A 17,372-nucleotide genomic window follows, 5' to 3' on the forward strand; every position below is an offset into this window, starting at 1 on the left:
CGTGCCCGCCGCCCTGGCTCCGGCCGATGTCACCGACCCGCTGCCCCCGGCCCGCCTCGGGGCCCAACGCGCCCAGTGGGCCCTGCTGCTCAGCCAGGCCCGGCAGGAACTGCTCGGCACCAGCGGCCGGGCCCCCACGCTGCTGGCGCAGGCCCGCCTGGCCGGCCTGCGCGCCGAAGCCGCCGTGCTAGCCGCCGCTCTCGAAGCCCAGGAGCCGGCTGCCCCACCAATAAATCCGCAGCCGAGTACCAGCGCCTGACCAGCTCGGTCATCACCTTTGGCAACGTCGGCTGGCGCGCCGCCGAAATCGCGCGCCTCATCACCCCAAACGAGGCGCGCACCCTGCCCGCCGGTAGCGGCCCGCAAGACTGAGCTACCCGCTTAGCAACCGCCGCCAATCGACGGGCTCTCTTTCGCTCTTTCTGCATACGGGCGGAGTGCAGCTTAGAAGGAGCAAGAGAGCCCCCTTAGCTGGTCAGGCGCGGGGCTTCCTCGGCGGCGAAGTGCCGCGGGCGGTAGCAGTTCGTGGTCATGTGGCCGAGCCGTCGAGTCTTTTTTACAACTACCTTGTTTGAAAAACGGTTGCTGTTTCATCGCCCATTCTCATCTATTCACCATGCACTCCCAAGGCCATACCTTGCACTTCAACCCCAAACTCAGTCTCAACGCCGACGGCAAACACGTGCGCGATGGGCTTTCCGCCGTGCTGCTGACCGGCGATAACCTGTGGGTGAGTTGCGACGAGCGCACCAGCATCGAGCGCCTGCGCCGCACCGGCCCCCGCGAGTTTGGCGAGCACTGCTCCTACCAACTGGCTGACTTTTTGGATTTACCGGCCGACGAAGCCGTGGAAATCGACATCGAGGGTCTGGCCGAAGCCAACCACTACCTCTGGCTGGTGGGCTCGCACAGCCTCAAGCGCAAGAAGCCCGACGAGCAGAGCGACGACACCGTCAAGCAGATTGCCAAGCTGGCCAAGGTGAAAGCCGACGCCAATCGCTACCTGCTGGCCCGCATTCCGCTGCTGCGCAACGCTGCCACCGGCGAATTTGAGCTGCACAAAGAGGCGCCGCACCCCACCGATGCCACCCAAACGCTGCGCGCCGCCCAGCTGCACGGCAACGGCGAAACCAATGAACTGCTCGACGCCCTGGCGCAGGACCCCCATCTGAAGCTCTTCGCGGGCATTCCCGGCAAAGACAACGGCATCGACATTGAGGGCCTGGCGGCCACGCCCGCCGGCCAGGTATTTGTGGGCCTGCGCGGTCCCGTGCTGCGTGGCTGGGCCCTGGTGGTGGAACTGCGCCTGGAAGAGGACCGGCACGGGCGCCTGCGCCTGGGCAAGGTGCCGGGCGCGACCGAAACCCACTACAAAAAGCATTTTCTCGACCTGGGCGGTATGGGCCTGCGCGAACTGCACTTACAGGGCACCGACCTGCTGGTACTGGCTGGCCCCACCATGGACCTCGACGGCACCATTGCGGTGTACCGGTGGCCCCACGCCACCACGCAGCCCACCGACAGCCTTGTGGGCGGCAAGCACCTGCACCGCCTCTTCGACGTGCCCCACGGCCACGGGCCCACCGCCGGCCAGGACCGGGCCGAGGGCATGGCCTTGCTCGACGACACTCACGTGCTGATAACCTTCGACAGCCCCGCCGATGCCCGTAAGCCCGCTGCCCACCAAGTCATCGCCGAGGCTTACCGTCTGGTGCCAGAGGCCGAAAAGTAAGTCGGCCTCGCAAACCGGCCGGCTTGCGCTGAGCTATGCGCCTGCCAGGCGCGGGGCTTCCTCGGCGGCGAAGTGCCGCAGGCGGTAGCAGTTCATGGCCATGTCGCCGAGCTGTTCGATGAGCTTGTAATTGGCCACGGCCCCCACGGCGGCCCCGATGACGGGCACCAGTTGGGCCATCTTGGCCAGGTCGATGTAGTCGCGGTATTCTTGCTGGAAAGTGCGCCAGTCGAACTCGGTGGGGTCGGGGGGAAGGGCGCGGCGGTAGGCGTTCCAGTCGGCGAGGCGGCGGTAGGTTTCGTTGCGAGTGTGCTGGCTGCTGAAGGCCAGCTGAAAGACGTGGAGCAGGTACAGCCGCTCGGTATAGTCGTGCACGTCGTAGCCGTAGAGGGCGGCCACGTCGAAGAGCAGCTTGATTTTGAGGCCCAGCAGCAGCGGGAAATCGGCGAGGCCGAGCAGGAAGCCGCCCGCGCCCGTTACGGCGCCTTCGGCGGTGGCCATGGTGCGGTAGTCGCGGATGCGGGCGCGCACTTCGCTTTCCCGTTTGGCAAACGACGCACCCGCTAGGGGCTGGCTGGTGGTGTATTGGGAGCCGAACAACACGCCGCGCACCATTTGCTTGATGGTGACGGTAATGGCCTGGTGCACCCGCTCGGGCAGCAGGGCGTTGAGGCGGGTTTGCACCCGTCGGGCGAAGTTGTTCAGGAAGGAGGGAGGGCGCTGCATTTGCTGCTGCCAGGCTTGCAGCTCAGTGTAGGCCTGCTGTTCTTCGAAAGTCATGTGTAGCGCGGACTTTATAGCGTGGCTGCTGCCGCCCGGCCTTCCCGGGGCTTGTGCACCAGGTAGTAGTAGGCCAGAATGGCCAGCCCAATGAGGAAAGGCACCAGGGCCAGGTGCTTGCCCGTGACGTGGGGCGCCACCTGCGCGGTATCAAACCCGAAAAACTCGCTGCTCATCCAGTACGAGTTGGCCGTTATCCAGAACACGATGGCCAGGTTGTGGGCCCGCTCCGACGGGTAGGCGCGGGTGCGCCAGGCAATGACCAGGGCAATGCCCAGCGTGGGCACGACCATGAGCAGGCCCAGGGGCCGCCAAATCATGCACCAGGCAATGTCCTTCAGCAGCCAGAACAGGATGTGGGTGTTTTCCATCTTCCGGTAGGCGGCCGGGATGCTATATACTTCTGCGGCGGGAGGAGGGGCGGGCATGGGCGGGCTAAAACTCAAAAATAAGAAGCACGCTATTGACGCGGCTCCGCGGTTTTTAGCTTCGCTAGAGGCGGTTCCAGAAAGCAATAGGTTCACACGACTTGCTGCCGGGTTTACCAGGTGGAATATTTGTTTGAGAGTAGCTTACATTGATTTTGTTGTCGTTTATCACCATAGACGTGGAGTTTGTGTAGGCATTTGAACCGTTCATCCTTCTATGGAGTCAGCTAGGTATTATAAGGCAGGTTGCCTTTCTACCTTTGAAACGGCAATAATGCCGTGCTTCACTTCATCCCACCAACATGAAAAACGTTGCTAAGTACCCCCTTTTCGCGGCCCTGCTGGGCCTGAGCTTGACGGCTTGCCAGAAGCAAGCCGATCCACAACCACAACCAGCGGCACCTCAAACGCAGGTCACCGCCGATGCCAACGGTGAGTCTGTCCTCCGTGTCGGTGAAACCTTGACCGCTGGTCAGTCTCTGGTATCGGGAGGAGATGGGGCATTCCGCCTGATCCAGCGAAATGATGGTGATCTGGTGTTGATTCAAATAGCTACTAATCAAGTCTTTTGGAGGACGGGCACCCAGGGTAATTCAGGTGCACGTACCACCCTGCGGTCCGATGGTAGCTTGGTGGTATTGAGCCGCTCAAATGCAGTGCTCTATAGATCTCCTGCCAAGGGCCAGGGTACGCATACGCTGCGGCTCGTTTCTACTTCTGGAGATGTCCGGTTAGAAGTACAATCGAGCACTAGCCCTATTTACCGTATTTTTTACAAAAGACTTGGCTTCGTCGCAGAGCCATCAAATTAACCCGGCCTGTTAGCCCAACGAAAAGCGCCTCCTGGACTTCCCAGGAGGCGCTTTTCGTTTGCAATAGCACTGGCTTCAATCCCTGCTTTACACAACTGCCAAAATTTCTGAGCTAATCATCCGCAAGGCGACGGCGGTACGGGTGGCTAATGCCGAGTCGCGTCCGCGTGGCCCAGGCTCGGAGCGGCTCAAGTTATTGTTTCCGATTCGGTGGTCAAGCACCCGCCTACCATCGGGAAGCACTGCCTCACCAACGCTACCTCGCCACCCCGGGAAGTTCACTAAAACTTAATACCCCTAAAAAGCTAAAATCGCTCTTCCAGCGCAGCCAAGCCAGGTCCGGAAAAGCCTGAGCTGTCTTTGCCGCTAACGAACATGCGCCGTTAAACTTTGGTTTTTGTTTTCCAGTCAGGTGATTCCGACCGTTGTTTTTTTCTTCGTTTTACTGTCTTAAACTCGCTCTGAATTCGCCTTAGAGGTGCTTGTCTGGTCGCTGAGCACACTTTTATATTCGCCTCATCTTTTCCTTCTATCTCTTTCTCTCTACCTGCTACCTGAGTGGAAACGCTTGCTGAAATCCCTCTTTTTCCCGGCCCCGCTCGGCCTAAGCCTACCGGCCGGCGAGGAAAAAGCCAGCCCATAACCGGGGCTCCCACAACTCCTTGGTTACGGCAACTGCTACCAGTTACTACTTCGCCTCCAACCCCAACTTCCTGGTGTTTCCTAGCCCGCATTTTGGTAGGATGACGCGCTGACTGCGCCTCTTTTCCTCTGTAGCTCCTGCTCATCTTTAGTATGTGGCTGCTCCAGAGTATTGCTTTTTCAGCACGTTCGACGGAGCGTGTTTCCTTTCCCTAACCCTTTACCCTTCTACTAGTATGAAAAACGTTGCTAAGTACCCCCTCTTCGCGGCCCTGCTGGGCCTGAGCCTGACGGCTTGCGAGAAAAAGGCCGATCCGCAACCCGCGGCACCCAAAACACAGGTTACCGCCGATGCCAGCGGTGAAAGCCAGTTGCGCACCAACGAAACCCTAACCTCGGAGCAGTTTCTGATAACCTCGGATGGGAAATACAGATTGGTGATGCAGGGCGACGGCAACTTGGTGCTCTATCGGACTGCGGACAACCGGGCCTTGTGGAACACCGGCACGCAGGGCAACCCGGGCGCCCGCTGCATCATGCAGAGCGACGGCAACTTTGTCGTGTACAACACGGCAAATGCTCCCGTGTATGCTAGTGGTCGCGTTGGAATCAATGGCAGAACGCCCCTCCTGGTACTCGTTAGCAATAACGGGGTCGGTTTATTTATAATCAACAACGGGACAATTGCCTCCCTTTACTCTGGTTCCTGAGCCGGCCTTCCCGCACGCTGGCTTAGGCAACCTTCTTTAAGCCGCATCAGCCATTCTAGAATGCCCTGCCAGCTCTAACGTGGCCCGGCATCACAACTAAAAAGCGTCTCCCGGAAAGTTCGGGAGGCGCTTTTTAGTTGTGGCACTAGGCAGTGGCTAGCCGGGAGCGTCAATTCCTAAGTCCTGCAGCGGCTGGGCGTATTTGTCATAAATCACCCGCAAATCGGCGTTGTGCTTAGCTGCATCCACGCCCCGGCTTACGTTGCGGGCATGAAAGCGGTGCAGATGGCTGATGTGGGGGCAAAGCACGGGCAGCTGGCCCGCCAGCAGGAAGCGCACGTACAGGTCCAGGTCTTCGGCCATGGCCAGCTCGCCGTCGTAGCCGCCCACCTGGTCGAGGAAGGCGTGGCTGAAGCAGACGTTGCCCTGCAAAAAGTGCTCGGCCCGGAAGATGGCCCGCAGCATATCGGCCGGGGTTTCGAAAGCCCAGGCATAGTAGTCTTCGCCGGGCAGGTAGCGGCCGTGCTCATCTACGCGCAGGAAGTCAGCAACGAACCACGGGCGGTCGGGATGGGCTTCGATTTGCGCAGCGTAGTGGTGCAGCGTGCGCTGGAGGAGGATGTCGTCGTCATCGAGCGGTACGAGCCAGGCCTCGGGGGCCGCTTCCCGGATGAGGTGGTTGCGGGCGAGCCCGGCGAGCTGGCGGCCCGGCGAATGCCAGTGGCGCAGCGGCGGGCCGGGCTGGGTGGCGGCTTCGCGCAGGTAGGCCGCCGTGCCATCGCGCGAGCCATTGTCGTAAATCAGGTGCTCAAACGTGAAATCGAGCGGAGCGCTAACGGTGGCCCGCACGCTGGCCACGGCCTCGGGAAGTAGTTCCCGGCGCTGGTGGGTGGGGGTAATAACAGAAAAATGCATGGCCTGCTTATCGACTGGAAGGAGAAAAAAGTTGCCGTCAGCCTTCGGGAAACCAGACCGTAGTGCCTCTGAGTAATCTTTATTGCAGGCGATTATTTGGTGATTTTACTTTTCAGCCAAGTCTCCAGCTCGCCTTTGTTGATGACGTCGCGCAGGTTTTCCATGGCCTTATTCTTCTCGCTGCCCCCCAGCTCATACACTTTGAGCATGGATTTCACGCCTTCAGCATTGAGCCTGACTACATCCTTCTCATTAGGGTGCTGGAGGCTGAAGCGCGTCCAGCCGCCCATGAAGGCCATGAGCAAGGCGGTGTTTTTGTCATACAGCTCGCCCACGTACGGCTGTAGGCCCATAGATACCTTGGGGCTGCCGTTGGCCCAGGTCAGCAGGAAACGCTGGGCCTGCTGCCGCCGGGTTACATCCTGGTTAGCCGGTGTTTCTTCGAGCCAGTTGATGGTGCTGATGACCTGGGGCTCGTACTGCGCATAATCTTCCGGCTTACTGAGGGAGAGTCGCGCCGGTACGTCGAAGGCGCTTTGGGCCAAGGCCAGGTAGGGCGAGCTGCCAAGCAGGAAGAATGCAAAGAGAAGGCGTTTCATAAAGCGAAATTTAGCAAAAGGTATCAGAAATGCACAACAGCTACTTTTTATGGAATCAGGGTTTGTCAGGCATTGCAGGCCGCGCCCGTTCTCAGGCTTTGGCATCGGCCGCGTCGAGCGAGCGGCTCAGGGCCAGGGCATCCTGCACAATGGCCTCGGGGTAGCCGGTGCGGGCCAGCAGGCGGATGGCGTTGCGGGTGGTGAGCGGCCCAGGCTTGAGCTGGTAGTCAAAAAACCAGTCCGTCTCGGTCACGGTCTCGGAGAAATGGTACTCGGTGAAGTGAGGGTGCAGCAACTCGCCCACCTCGCCGTCGTGGGTGGAAGCCACTACGAAGCTGCGGGCCTGCAGGTAAGCCAACACGGCCTTAGTGGCCGCGATGCGCTCAACGGTATTCGTGCCCTTAAATAGCTCGTCTAGAATAAACAGGTAGTCACTATCCGCCTCCGCTGCCCGGACGAAGCCCAGCACTACTTCGGCTTCAGCGAAGTAATAGCTCTTGCCTTCGGTCAGGCTGTCGGCCAGGTTGATGCTGGACACCACCTTGCGAAATGGCGCCGCGTAAGCCGTTGCCGGGCAGGTGGCAATGGTCTGGGCCAGCAGCGCGGTAAGACCAATGGTGCGCATAAAGGTGGTTTTACCCGACATATTTGAGCCGGTGAGCAGCACGCTGGGGCCGTCCACGGCCAGGTCGTTGGGCACGCAGCCGGGTACTAGCGGGTTGTAGGCCGCCGTGAAATGCAGCGCCGCGCCATTGGGCCGGAACCGGGGCGTGCAGTGCGGGTGCCGCTGCCGGAACCCGGCCACCGCCACTGCACAATCGACGTAGCCCACGGCCTCAAACACCGTGCGGATGACCTCGGCGTGCTGCTGCACCTCGCGCCGACAGTTGTGGTACACGATGAAATCGAGCAGCAGCAGGATTTTCAGGTATTGCAGTAGTAGCCAGGGCAGGGCCGCGATGTCGGACTGTAGCTCGCCTTCGATCTGCAAAAACGTTACTTTGCCCGCAATGGACCGCAAGCGACCCAGCGGCCCGGCCAGGTTCCGCAGCGGCGCCAGCGGCAACTTCAGCTTTAGCAGCTCGCGGCCGACCCGGTGCAAATTGCCCAGCTGCAGCATGGGCCGCACCCCCGCGATGATGCGCGAGCGGTACCAGAAATGCAGTAGTGTGTGCACCAGAAACAGCACCCCGGAGCCCAGCCACAGCGCCGGCTGCCAGAACCCGCCCACCACCGTGGCCACCAGCAGGAGCACCATGGCCGGCACGGCACTAGTCCAAGGCAGGGCAGGCAGCAGGTTGCCGGCCAGCAGGTCGGCAATGTAGTAGGCTTCGGTGGAGCCGAGGCGGCGCAGAGCAAGTTGGGCCTGGCCGCGCTCGGTAGGCTGCTGGTCCAAAAGCGTGGCCGCGGCATCAAATTCCAGCAGGGCGTGCTCGTCGTTGAGCGGGCTGCGCAGGCGGTGGTAAAGGCACTGCTGGCCCACCCGGCTGGTAGTGCTGTCGAGTAGTGCAAACAGGTCGTCGCCGTTCAGGTCAGTCCAGGTTTGGCCGTCGAGGCGATGATAAGCAGGTTCCGGCTGCAAGGCCGCGTGATAGCGACCAATGAGGGCGAAATTGCGAAAGCGCGGCGCTGGTTGGCGCCATTCGGCTTCGAGCAGGGCTAGTCGGTCAGCGGTTGAGGTCCACATGGGCAAGGGCAACTACCCAAACTACCGGGCAGCCCGCCAAAAGTACAACCAGTACCCGTGGTACCGCTGGACCGGGGCCGTACCGCCCGGCGCCCGACAAGGTCGGGTTTATTGTCCGAATTTGTGCCGTAATTGGCAGTAAATTCATTTATCTAGTAGCAACCATGAACCCTCAGTCTCAAACTTCCAACGCTTTTATTGCAGCCTCCTGGGTTGCCCTGCTGGCCGGTCTGGCCGCCTTCATCATCGGACTTTGGAACGCGCAGATGCCCCTCAACGAAAAGGGCTACTACTTCACGGTGCTGATGTACGGCTTGTTCTCAGCCATCTCCCTGCAAAAAAGCGTGCGTGACCGTCTGGAGGGCATTCCCGTGACCAATATCTACTACGGCCTGAGCTGGTTCTCTACTGCGCTTTGCATTCTGCTGCTCACCATCGGCCTGTGGAATGCCACCCTCACGCTAAGCGAAAAAGGATTCTACGCAATGTCATTTTTGCTGAGCTTATTCGCCGCCATTGCCGTACAGAAGAATACCCGTGACACTCAGCGGGCTGGCGGCGCACAATAGTTTCTAGCTCCGCCAAGGGCTTCATTTTTACTGTTTATATGCCGTTTACTACTCGCAAAGCGCTGAAATTTATAGGATACGCAGTGGGTGGGCTTGTGGGCATCGCAGGGCTGTACCTAGGAGCGGCGTTTGTGCTCTCGCGCATCCCGGTGGCGAAAACCGAACTCAACGCCTCGCCCGACGTGCTGGTGTACCTTCACACCAACGGCGTGCACACCGACATCGTGCTGCCCATCAAAACCAGCCAGCTGGACTGGAGTCAGCAACTGCCCTTCCGCAACATTCCGTCCGGCGATACTACCATGCGCTACATTGCCTTCGGCTGGGGCGATAAAGGATTTTACCTCGATACGCCCACCTGGGCCGACCTCAAGTTCAGCACGGCTTTCGCGGCGGCTTTCTGGCTGGGCTCGTCGGCTATGCATACCACCTACCTGCACGCCCTCACGCCGGGCCCCGATACCGTGCCGCTCTACCTTAGCCATGCCGAGTACGCCCGCCTGATTGACTACATCCAAAGCAGTTTCCGCTACGATGCCGTTGGCGGCGTGCAGCACATTGCGGGCCACAGCTACGGCCGCAACGATGCTTTCTACGAAGCCCGTCGCGTCTACAGCTTCCTCTACACCTGCAACACCTGGACCAACAACGCCCTCAAAGCCTGCGGCCAAAAAGCCTGCCTCTGGACCCCCGCCGACAAGGGCATCTTGTACCACTACGGCCGATAGAGGAGGGGTAGCTCAAGCAACTCAAAAAAGCAACTCACATCTTACCAAGCAGCGCCGAAACTGGCCCAGTTGGTGAGCGTCTGTCTGAACACGAATTGGCCCCGCCAGCAATGAAGCCAGCGGGGCCAATTGAAAGAAATTATTGAGTAGTCGGCGACCGATGCCGATTAATTCAACCACACATCGGCCACTTGCTCGAAGCGATGGGCGGCGAAGGCACCATAGGGCCGCTCAGCATAAAAACCGAGTACGTGCACCTGGGGCTGGCCGGTGCGTACGTGTGGCAACACGCGTACGGCGTATACGCGGCCGGCTTCGGGCCAGTCGCCAATGTAGTCGGCCGGGCGTTGCGCGTTGTTCACGCAACGAGCAAATTGCTGCAAAGGCAGCGGCGTAGGGAGCTTGACGTTTGACATACCCAAAGATAATGATTTTTGATAAAACTAAAAAATTGAGACAATAATTTTAGTCTTTTTCAGAGATGATAATGCTGATTGCGTAAGCTCAACATAATTATCCCACGGCGCACGGCATATACGACAAGGCTTGTTTTACGGATTGGGGCGAGTAAATGCAGTTTTGCTAAAAAAAATGGCAAATGGCGGTTTTCGACAGCTTGGAGTAGCACGTCCTGGGCCGTGTCATCTTGATTTTCTGATAAAAATGTCTTTCTCGTTTGGTCGAGTAAGCCCCAAACTCGGCATTCGCTAGGGTGACAGCTCCTACTTGCAGGCTACCCGCTGGCAAGTAGATAAGCGCCTGGTATGCCGCCGGTATCGGAAGACTAAAACTCAGTGCACCACTACCGCCCGCGTTAATACCCTACTCGTTCCTTGCAGGCGTAACGTGTACAGACCAGCCGGGAAGCCGGTCAGATTCAGGTTGATGAGGTTACCGCTGCTGGCTTGGCGTAGCACGAGCTGCCCCAGTGCATTCAATACCCGAACTTCCGTCAGCCCAAATTTGAGGGGTAATTCTACTCGTAACGGGCCGGCAGTGGGGTTGGGATATACATTAAAACCCGCTGCCAAGGTAGCTGGGCGCATAGGAAGCACGGTGGTAGTATACGCTTGGGCCGCCGCGTCGGCAGCGGCTTGCAGCTGCGCCAGGGTAGGGGCCGCCAGGATGGCGAACGTCACAGTAGTAGAATCACCGGGGGCAAGCTTGGCCAGCTGCGTGCCGACAACCTGGGTTACGTCGGCGCCACCGGGGAGGCCGGCGCTGCGCTGGGCGCTGGCCGTGCCGCTGCTCAGGGTCAGGAATTTTTCGGCGGGCGAAAAGCCGTCGGCCAGGCGCACGGCCGTGCCCACGGGGGCGTTGCTGTTGATGGAGTAGATGGTTGGGAGGCCACCGCGCAACAGGCGCACGCCAGCGTACGCGGCGGCTGGGGTGGGCGTGGCGGGCAGGCCCAATGCGTAGCAGTAGCCCATGTCCCGGGTGTTGTCCCAGTCGGCAGCATTGCGGCCAGGTCCGTCGGGGCCGGGCAGGTCCCAATCAGTGAATATTCCCGCATAAAGTGGCTTGAGTGTGTCAGCAGTCAGGTTTTTAAGCGAATATTCCAGCACCACAAAGTCGCGTCGGCCGGGAGTGGCCCAGGCGTAGGCGCGCTGGCGCACGGCCACACCCACACTCCGCACGCGGCTACCCGCCACCGGAATGGTATCCTGGAATGCGGCGCGGGCTTCCTGCTCGGCGCGGGGGCCGGGCTGCTGGTGCGTAGCCTGGCGGAGGCTGAAAAACGACTGCCGCGACTGCCCGCCGCTGGTGCGCAACCGGTCCGACACGCGAGTGGGGCTGGTGGCCAGCAGCAGGCCGCCTTCGCTCAGTAAGTTGTCGCTGCCCCGGTACGTCACACCCGCACCAATGGTGCCCGCCAGGTTGTCGAAAGCCAGGTTGCCCCGGCTGGTGAGGGTAAGGGTCAAGTCATTGGCATCAAGCACCACATAGTCAGGGTTGAGCAGAATATCCACGAACTGGTCGTACTGAAAGCCGCCCGTGGCCGTGAGGCGGTAGCGGAGCGTGGCCTTCGTATTTAGAGGAATGCCGCTGGTGGCCACGGCCAGGCGGAAGGGCGCGGCGGTATTGCTGGCCCGGCCCAGAGTGGCCAGGCTGCCCACCGCGAAGCTGCCTTGCCGCACCGTGAGGTAGGGCGAAAGCGAGGTCACTGTCACCGTGAGGCCGGCTACGGGCTGGAGCAGATTTTGCACGGCCACGGTCAGGCGCACGGTGTCGCCGGGGGCGTAGGCGGTGCGGGCCGGGGCGAAGGTGCTGGTCACTACGCGGGCTTCCTGGCGGGTGGTTTGGGTGAGGGCTTGCAGCACGTTGAGGCGGCCGGTGCCGAGGCGCCCTGCCCAGGCCGCGTTGGCGGGCAGGGCATCGATGTTGTCAGCAGTTTGGCGGAGCTGGGCCGCGACCTGCGCCGCCGTGAACCCCGGGAAAACCCGCCGCACCAACGCCGCCGCCGCTGCCACCAGCGGTGCCGAAAACGAAGTGCCGCCCACGGCCGTGTAGTCGCCATCGGCCGGCCCGCCGCCGTTGTCGGCGTGGTAGCCGTAAGTGGTCAGAATGCTGATGCCCGGCGCCACGAGGTCGACGCGGTGGCTGAAGGTGGCGCTGGGGCTTTTCTGGTCGGTATTGTTCACGCCCGATACTGACAGCACGTGGTCGTAGGAAGCAGGGTAGAAGAGCAGGTCAGCATTGGTGTTGCCGGCGGCGGCCACCAGCACGGCGTCGCGGTTCACGGCGGCGTAGGTGATGGCATCCTGCTCGAAGCGGGAGTAGCCGCCTGGCCCGCCCCAGCTCATGTTGATAACCTGGCAGCCGTGGTCGGCGGCGTATACGATAGCCTCAATACCGGCAAACGAGCCCGTGGGCGTATTGGGGTAGATGTTTAGGGGCAGAAACCGGCACCTGTTGCCCAGGCCGGCAATGCCCGCACCGTTGTCGACGCGGGCCGCGGCCACGCCCGCCACCAGTGTGCCGTGCACAATGGTAATGTCGTAGCCAGGGTTGTTGTCGTCGTTGGCGAGGTCCCAGCCGGTGAAATTGTCCACGTAGCCGTCGCCGTCGTCGTCGATGCCATTGATGGGGTCGGCGTAGTTGTGCTTAATCTGCGGGCGCAATTCTTCGTGGGTGAGGCGCACGCCGCCATCGGTAATACCAATGACGATGGAGCTGTCCCCCTTGCTCACGTCCCAGGCCCGGTAGGCCTTTATCTGTTTCAAATAATACTGGCTGCCCGTGAGGCTGGTGAGCGTAGAATCGGCCAGCGGGTCGTTGGGCTGGTACTGCGGCTTGCGGATGTAGAGCGGCTCCACGTACTCCACGGCGCCGGTGGCCAGCAGCACCGTCCGGGCGCGGTCGATGGTTAGGGTGGGCGCAATTTCAAACTGATAGATGCCGCGCAAATCCACGCTGCCGGGCCGTTCGGGGTTGGGGGCCAGCGTGTGCGGGAATTTCTGGCGCAAGGTCCCGGCTCCCAGCGTGCGCAAGGCGCCCTCCAGCGCGGCCGGCTGCTGGCCGGGGCGTAGTTTGAGCACGAAGCGGCCCGGTATGGTGGGGGGACCGGCCACCGCCCTAACCGGCTGGCTCGATCCAACTAATAGCAGAAATAGCAATAGGTGTAACGCGTTTTTCATCAGGCAGAATAGTAGGTTTTACAGTGGTAGTAAAGATACCTCTTTACGTCGTTGCCGCCCGGTTCGGACTGCCATCAGCCGTAAAATAATAACGCCCCCAAGGCCTGCAATTGGCCCAGTAGGATCAGCCCAACGGGCCTGGCCACCCGTAGTAAGGTTGCGTACCTGCCGTAAATTGCCCTCCCGTCATTCAATTGCCACTCAACAACCCGTCCTACCCCGATGATTAACAAGCACCTCGCCACCATCGATGCTGCCGTGCAGGCCTTGCACGGGCGCACGTTCTTCGCTGCTTTCCCCGAAAACCCGTCGCCCGAAATCTACGGGGCCGATGCCGACGCGCAAGGCCGCGCAAGGTTTGCCGCGCTTCGGGATCAGCCTTTCGCTGAGCTGCTACAGGGTGCACCCGAGGGCTGGGTCGGGGAGGAAGAATCGCCGTACGAGCAGCAGCCCTTGGGCATAACCTACCCATACTACTCACCCGAAACGCTGATAAAGAATGCGCAAGACGCCTTCACCGAGTGGCGCAAGCTGAAGCCCGCCTTGCGCGCGGCCCTACTTACGGAGGCGCTAGAGGGTATGAAAAGCCGCTTTTTCGAAATAGCCTACGCCACCATGCACACCACGGGGCAGGCCTACATGATGTCGTTTCAGGCCAGCGGCCCCCACGCCGCCGACCGGGCCCTGGAAGCCATTGCCGCTGGCTACGAGGAGCAAACCCGCTTCCCCGAAGACACCCGCTGGGAGAAGCCCATGGGTAAGTACAGCATCGCCCTGACCAAGACCTGGCGGGCGGTACCCAAGGGCCTGGCGCTGGTTATCGGCTGCTCCACGTTTCCGACCTGGAACAGCGTGCCGGGCATGTTTGCTTCGCTCGTAACTGGCAACCCGACCATCATCAAGCCGCATCCCAAGGCGGTGCTGCCCATGGCCATTGTAATTGCTGAGGTGCAGAAAGTGCTGGTGGAACACAACCTGAACCCCTGCATCTGCCAGTTGGCGGTGGATGCCGCCGACCGCCTCATCGCCAAAGATTTGGCCGAAAACCCCGCCGTGAAGCTGATTGACTACACCGGCGGCTCGCCCTTCGGCAACTACCTCGAAGGGCTGAAAGGCAAAACCGTATTCACCGAGAAAACCGGCGTGAACAGCATTATTCTGGATAGCTGCGCCGACCTCGACCAGGTGGCCCAGAATCTGGCCTTTTCCGTGAGCCTCTATTCGGGCCAGATGTGCACCGCGCCCCAGAATTTCTTCATTCCCGCAGCGGGCGTGCAGGTGGGTGATGCCCTGGTGCCCTACGAAGAAGTGGTGCAACGTCTCTCGGCCGCCGTGACTGGGCTGGCTACCAATCCGAAGGCGGCCCCGCACGTATTGGGCGCCATCCAGAGCGCGGCCACCCACGAGCGGGTGAAGCAGTTGGCTTTCGACGGGGGGCGCAGCATCCTGGCTCACGGCCCCGTGGATAACCCTACGTTTAAAAATGCCCGCACCTGCTCGCCCAGCATCCACGAAATTGGGGCCGATAAGGTGGAGCAATTCAGCCAGGAGTTGTTTGGGCCAATTATGCTGGTCATCAAAACCAAGGACACGCAGGAAAGCATCCGCCTTGCCGCCCAGCTGGCGCGCGAGTGCGGCGCTATTTCATGCGGCGCCTACACCACCGACCCCGTCATTAAAGAGCAGATAATGGATGAAATGAGTCTGGCCGGCACGCCCGTCAGCTTCAACCTCACCGGCGGAATCTACGTCAATCAGAATGCGGGCTTCTCTGACTTCCACGTGACCGGGGGTAACCCCGCCGGCAACGCCAGCTTCACCAATCCGGAATTCGTCGTCAAGCGCTTCACCTGGGTAGGCTTCCGCGAACCCGCCTGATACCGGCGCTTAAGGAAGAATGAAGAATTGATGGTAAGCGCACCAAATAGAACGTCATGCTGAGCGGAGCCGAAGCATCTTGCTCGCATCGTTGACCGATTGGATTAGTGATGGCACGCGAGATGCTTCGGCTCCGCTCAGCATGACGTTTTATTCCGCTCAGCATGACCGTTTTTTTAGCAAGACCTCCTGCTTGGAATGCCTCGTCGTGGCTTTAATGCGGGTTGGGAAATTTATAGGGCTTGTTGGCCTTCGCGGTCTTGAATTTTTCTAGCTTGCCGGGAGTAAGGTCGATGACCGGGGGCTTGCTGTTGCGCCGGAAGCGGGCTTTGCTGTTTTTGCCCCGGCTTGCCTCCGAATTGTGGACAAAGGCACGTCTGGCCTTGATTTTGGGTCGGGATTGGGCAATGGCCGGGGCGATGGCCTCAATGCCAAAAAAAATCAGGAAGGGAATAAGCGTTTTCATAGCTAAGAAGTTAGATAGCAAGGGCGGACAAGAATTACTACTAGCAATAGAGGTAAGATTGGCCAGCGCAGCGACCTACCAGATGGAGCGGATGTCGTCGCGCAACGACTCGATACCGTGTCGAATTTGAGCCCACACACCGGGCTCGGCTCCGTCGGCCGGCGCGGGTGCCTGGCCGAGCTGCTCGGCCAGACGGGCGCGCTTGGCTTCGAGGGCTTCGGCGTGCTGCAAGTAGGTATTGGGCGAGCCGGCGGCGGTGGCGTGGGCGCGGTTGTGGAGGGTGCGAATCTTCACATCAAGCTCTTCGAGGGCTTGGCGTAGGTCGGTTTCGGATAGTTGGGGTGGGCGTTGGGCGTCGGGGCCGGGAGTGCTGGACATGGCAGTTGAAAATCGGGGCAGTGAAAAGAAGCAGGTTATTCTACTGCTTTCGGCGCCGAAAAGATGCTTGGCTGAGTGCCTGTTCCTGGCCGCCATGTTACCAACATAAGCGCAACGGAAGGATAATTCCTGGTAAGCGCGGCTGGGAAACCTCACCCCCAGCTCCTCTCCCGAGGAGTTGAGCGCCTGGTGGCGGTGTATCAACCTGAGAGCTGCTGCATCATTTAACAGATCCCAGTTGCGCACTGGCCGCGTAGCGGCGACAGATTTGTAGAACGAATAGGGGCGGCGGAATCAAAGCCGCCACGCGGCCAATGCGCGATACGGCGCCTGTTAAATAATAAACGACCGGGGCAGGCCGGCTTCTCGGGCCAATGGCGCGGCGCCCGATTGCCATAGCGCGGCCAGTACGGCGTTGGCGGTTTCGGCCAGCTCTACGTGGTAGTCTTCGTGCAGGCGGGTGGTTTGCTTCAGGGCTTCCTGGGTGCGCTTGGTCAGGTGCTGAAGCAGCGGCTGTGTGGGGCCATGCAGCCGCGCCGTGACTTCCTGCTGGTGGCGAAACACGTTGGCCAGCAAGCGCCAGCTCAGTTCCAGCTCGCCGTAAGCGTCGTCGGTAACCTTGGTGTGGTAGGCCAGCCGGGCCTGTAGCTGCCGCAGGATGACCAGCAGGTCGTTGGGCGTTTGGTGGAAGCCGCGCACGGGGTCGTCGACCTGAGCGCGTAGCACGGCGCGGCGGGTTTCGAGCGCATCGGGCCCTTCGAGCAGACGAAAGGTTAGCTGCTCGGTCAGCAGCGCGTCCTGGGCCACGAGGCGGGCCAGGAGCTGGTCTTTCTCTTTTTCGGGAAGGTTGAAAAGCGCGCGGCGTAGGTCGGGTTGGAGGGCGGGCATTAGAATTGTGGGAAAATAGCAGCCCAAAATAACGTCGGCCATGCCGTGCGCCAAGTTTGGATGATGCGCTAGCCACCGAGGGTGGCTATTCCCGTTAGCAGCCACGTAGGTACCGCGCATCCCTGAATAATGGTCTAACTCGGCCTGGGCGAGCCTGAAATTGGCGCGCACGGCCAGTAGCACGTAAGAGGATGCCCTAGAGTGTGTGGACCGTAATCGGAAACTGGCCTTTTCCATGCTAACAGGCCGTCATGCTGAGCTTGTCGAAGCATCTCTACCGAACAATTTGGGGCTACTAAAGCGGTAGAGATGCTTCGACAAGCTCAGCATGACGGTTTACTTCGTTACTGTCCACACACCCTAGAATAGGGGAGGGCACGGGGAACTGGGAGGATTGGGGAGAGAATCAGGAAAAATAATTCACAATGTCTCCAACCTAGGAGAGAATCGAAAAAAATATTTCAGGTCCTCTCCTAAGCTGGAGACAATGTGAATTATTTTTCCTGATTCTCTCCACTTCCG

General features: G+C 60.4%; 17 protein-coding genes. 7 read left to right on the plus strand and 10 right to left on the minus strand.

From position 1 onward, the window contains the following. On the plus strand, positions 1-259 hold a 259-nt coding region (locus WX88_RS30840; protein ID WP_046244968.1), incomplete at its 5' end, for a hypothetical protein. Between the two features lie 357 nt (positions 260-616). After that, complete coding sequence (locus WX88_RS13705) at positions 617-1,732, plus strand: DUF3616 domain-containing protein (RefSeq protein ID WP_052732676.1); 1,116 nt, start codon at positions 617-619, stop codon at positions 1,730-1,732. Between the two features lie 33 nt (positions 1,733-1,765). On the opposite strand, the gene WX88_RS13710 is transcribed toward WX88_RS13705, so the two are convergent. Further along, positions 1,766-2,512 (minus strand): EcsC family protein, encoded by a 747-nt coding sequence (locus WX88_RS13710; protein WP_046244969.1) that lies wholly within the window; start codon positions 2,510-2,512, stop codon positions 1,766-1,768. A gap of 14 nt (positions 2,513-2,526) precedes the next feature. Next, positions 2,527-2,940, minus strand: a complete 414-nt coding sequence (locus WX88_RS13715) for a hypothetical protein (protein WP_197076785.1) — start codon at positions 2,938-2,940, stop codon at positions 2,527-2,529. A 302-nt stretch (positions 2,941-3,242) separates the two neighbouring features. Between WX88_RS13715 and WX88_RS28790 the strand changes: the two genes are divergently transcribed. Further along, on the plus strand, positions 3,243-3,752 hold the full coding sequence (locus WX88_RS28790) for a hypothetical protein (protein ID WP_072053016.1): 510 nt from the start codon (positions 3,243-3,245) through the stop codon (positions 3,750-3,752). 878 nt (positions 3,753-4,630) lie between these two features. Beyond that, a complete protein-coding gene (locus WX88_RS13725) occupies positions 4,631-5,104 on the plus strand; it encodes a hypothetical protein (RefSeq protein ID WP_052732677.1) in 474 nt (157 codons plus the stop codon). Between the two features lie 156 nt (positions 5,105-5,260). Here WX88_RS13725 and WX88_RS13730 read toward each other — a convergent pair whose 3' ends face one another. The 3 genes from WX88_RS13730 to WX88_RS13740 all read right to left on the minus strand — a co-directional run bounded on the left by WX88_RS13730 (position 5,261) and on the right by WX88_RS13740 (position 8,305). After that, complete coding sequence (locus tag WX88_RS13730) at positions 5,261-6,019, minus strand: glycosyltransferase family 2 protein (protein ID WP_046244971.1); 759 nt, start codon at positions 6,017-6,019, stop codon at positions 5,261-5,263. A 92-nt stretch (positions 6,020-6,111) separates the two neighbouring features. Next, positions 6,112-6,618, minus strand: a complete 507-nt coding sequence (locus WX88_RS13735) for a hypothetical protein (protein WP_046244972.1) — start codon at positions 6,616-6,618, stop codon at positions 6,112-6,114. 91 nt (positions 6,619-6,709) lie between these two features. Then, positions 6,710-8,305, minus strand: a complete 1,596-nt coding sequence (locus WX88_RS13740; protein ID WP_156176125.1) for a MutS-related protein — start codon at positions 8,303-8,305, stop codon at positions 6,710-6,712. A gap of 164 nt (positions 8,306-8,469) precedes the next feature. On the opposite strand from WX88_RS13740, the gene yiaA reads away from it, so the two are divergent. Together yiaA and WX88_RS13750 are read left to right on the plus strand one after the other, a co-directional pair. Then, the gene (gene yiaA / locus WX88_RS13745; RefSeq protein WP_046244974.1) at positions 8,470-8,874 is read left to right on the plus strand and encodes an inner membrane protein YiaA; all 405 of its coding nucleotides are present in this window, start codon (positions 8,470-8,472) and stop codon (positions 8,872-8,874) included. 38 nt (positions 8,875-8,912) lie between these two features. Further along, on the plus strand, positions 8,913-9,602 hold the full coding sequence (locus WX88_RS13750) for a TIGR02117 family protein (RefSeq protein WP_046244975.1): 690 nt from the start codon (positions 8,913-8,915) through the stop codon (positions 9,600-9,602). A 167-nt stretch (positions 9,603-9,769) separates the two neighbouring features. Here the strand turns inward: WX88_RS13750 and WX88_RS13755 are convergent, their stop codons facing one another. Beyond that, positions 9,770-10,018 (minus strand): hypothetical protein, encoded by a 249-nt coding sequence (locus WX88_RS13755; protein WP_046244976.1) that lies wholly within the window; start codon positions 10,016-10,018, stop codon positions 9,770-9,772. 375 nt (positions 10,019-10,393) lie between these two features. Then, the gene (locus WX88_RS13760) at positions 10,394-13,240 is read right to left on the minus strand and encodes a S8 family serine peptidase (protein WP_052732678.1); all 2,847 of its coding nucleotides are present in this window, start codon (positions 13,238-13,240) and stop codon (positions 10,394-10,396) included. A gap of 222 nt (positions 13,241-13,462) precedes the next feature. Between WX88_RS13760 and paaN the strand changes: the two genes are divergently transcribed. Next, a complete protein-coding gene (paaN, locus tag WX88_RS13765) occupies positions 13,463-15,118 on the plus strand; it encodes a phenylacetic acid degradation protein PaaN (protein ID WP_046244977.1) in 1,656 nt (551 codons plus the stop codon). 214 nt (positions 15,119-15,332) lie between these two features. Here the strand turns inward: paaN and WX88_RS13770 are convergent, their stop codons facing one another. The 3 genes from WX88_RS13770 to WX88_RS13780 form a co-directional block, all read right to left on the minus strand. Further along, complete coding sequence (locus WX88_RS13770) at positions 15,333-15,584, minus strand: hypothetical protein (RefSeq protein ID WP_046244978.1); 252 nt, start codon at positions 15,582-15,584, stop codon at positions 15,333-15,335. A 75-nt stretch (positions 15,585-15,659) separates the two neighbouring features. After that, positions 15,660-15,962, minus strand: coding sequence for a hypothetical protein (locus tag WX88_RS13775; protein WP_046244979.1), 303 nt, complete (start codon positions 15,960-15,962; stop codon positions 15,660-15,662). Positions 15,963-16,295: 333 nt separating this feature from the next. Further along, positions 16,296-16,850 carry a hypothetical protein gene (locus WX88_RS13780; protein ID WP_156176126.1) on the minus strand — a complete coding sequence of 185 codons (555 nt, stop codon included), beginning with the start codon at positions 16,848-16,850 and terminating at the stop codon, positions 16,296-16,298. Positions 16,851-17,372: the final 522 nt, after the last annotated feature.

Source organism: Hymenobacter terrenus, from assembly GCF_000972495.1.
Lineage (GTDB): Bacteria > Bacteroidota > Bacteroidia > Cytophagales > Hymenobacteraceae > Hymenobacter > Hymenobacter terrenus.

Excerpts from the sequence above, each read along its gene's own strand:
- WX88_RS13760 (WP_052732678.1), bottom strand. The coding sequence starts at position 13,240 with ATGAAAAACGCGTTACACCTATTGCTATTTCTGCTATTAGTTGGATCG.
- paaN (WP_046244977.1), top strand. The coding sequence starts at position 13,463 with ATGATTAACAAGCACCTCGCCACCATCGATGCTGCCGTGCAGGCCTTG.
- WX88_RS13735 (WP_046244972.1), bottom strand. The coding sequence starts at position 6,618 with ATGAAACGCCTTCTCTTTGCATTCTTCCTGCTTGGCAGCTCGCCCTAC.
- WX88_RS13740 (WP_156176125.1), bottom strand. The coding sequence starts at position 8,305 with ATGTGGACCTCAACCGCTGACCGACTAGCCCTGCTCGAAGCCGAATGG.
- WX88_RS28790 (WP_072053016.1), top strand. The coding sequence starts at position 3,243 with ATGAAAAACGTTGCTAAGTACCCCCTTTTCGCGGCCCTGCTGGGCCTG.
- WX88_RS13775 (WP_046244979.1), bottom strand. The coding sequence starts at position 15,962 with ATGTCCAGCACTCCCGGCCCCGACGCCCAACGCCCACCCCAACTATCC.
- WX88_RS13730 (WP_046244971.1), bottom strand. The coding sequence starts at position 6,019 with ATGCATTTTTCTGTTATTACCCCCACCCACCAGCGCCGGGAACTACTT.
- WX88_RS13705 (WP_052732676.1), top strand. The coding sequence starts at position 617 with ATGCACTCCCAAGGCCATACCTTGCACTTCAACCCCAAACTCAGTCTC.
- WX88_RS13710 (WP_046244969.1), bottom strand. The coding sequence starts at position 2,512 with ATGACTTTCGAAGAACAGCAGGCCTACACTGAGCTGCAAGCCTGGCAG.
- WX88_RS13755 (WP_046244976.1), bottom strand. The coding sequence starts at position 10,018 with ATGTCAAACGTCAAGCTCCCTACGCCGCTGCCTTTGCAGCAATTTGCT.
- WX88_RS13770 (WP_046244978.1), bottom strand. The coding sequence starts at position 15,584 with ATGAAAACGCTTATTCCCTTCCTGATTTTTTTTGGCATTGAGGCCATC.
- WX88_RS13725 (WP_052732677.1), top strand. The coding sequence starts at position 4,631 with ATGAAAAACGTTGCTAAGTACCCCCTCTTCGCGGCCCTGCTGGGCCTG.
- WX88_RS13715 (WP_197076785.1), bottom strand. The coding sequence starts at position 2,940 with ATGCCCGCCCCTCCTCCCGCCGCAGAAGTATATAGCATCCCGGCCGCC.
- WX88_RS13780 (WP_156176126.1), bottom strand. The coding sequence starts at position 16,850 with ATGCCCGCCCTCCAACCCGACCTACGCCGCGCGCTTTTCAACCTTCCC.
- yiaA (WP_046244974.1), top strand. The coding sequence starts at position 8,470 with ATGAACCCTCAGTCTCAAACTTCCAACGCTTTTATTGCAGCCTCCTGG.
- WX88_RS13750 (WP_046244975.1), top strand. The coding sequence starts at position 8,913 with ATGCCGTTTACTACTCGCAAAGCGCTGAAATTTATAGGATACGCAGTG.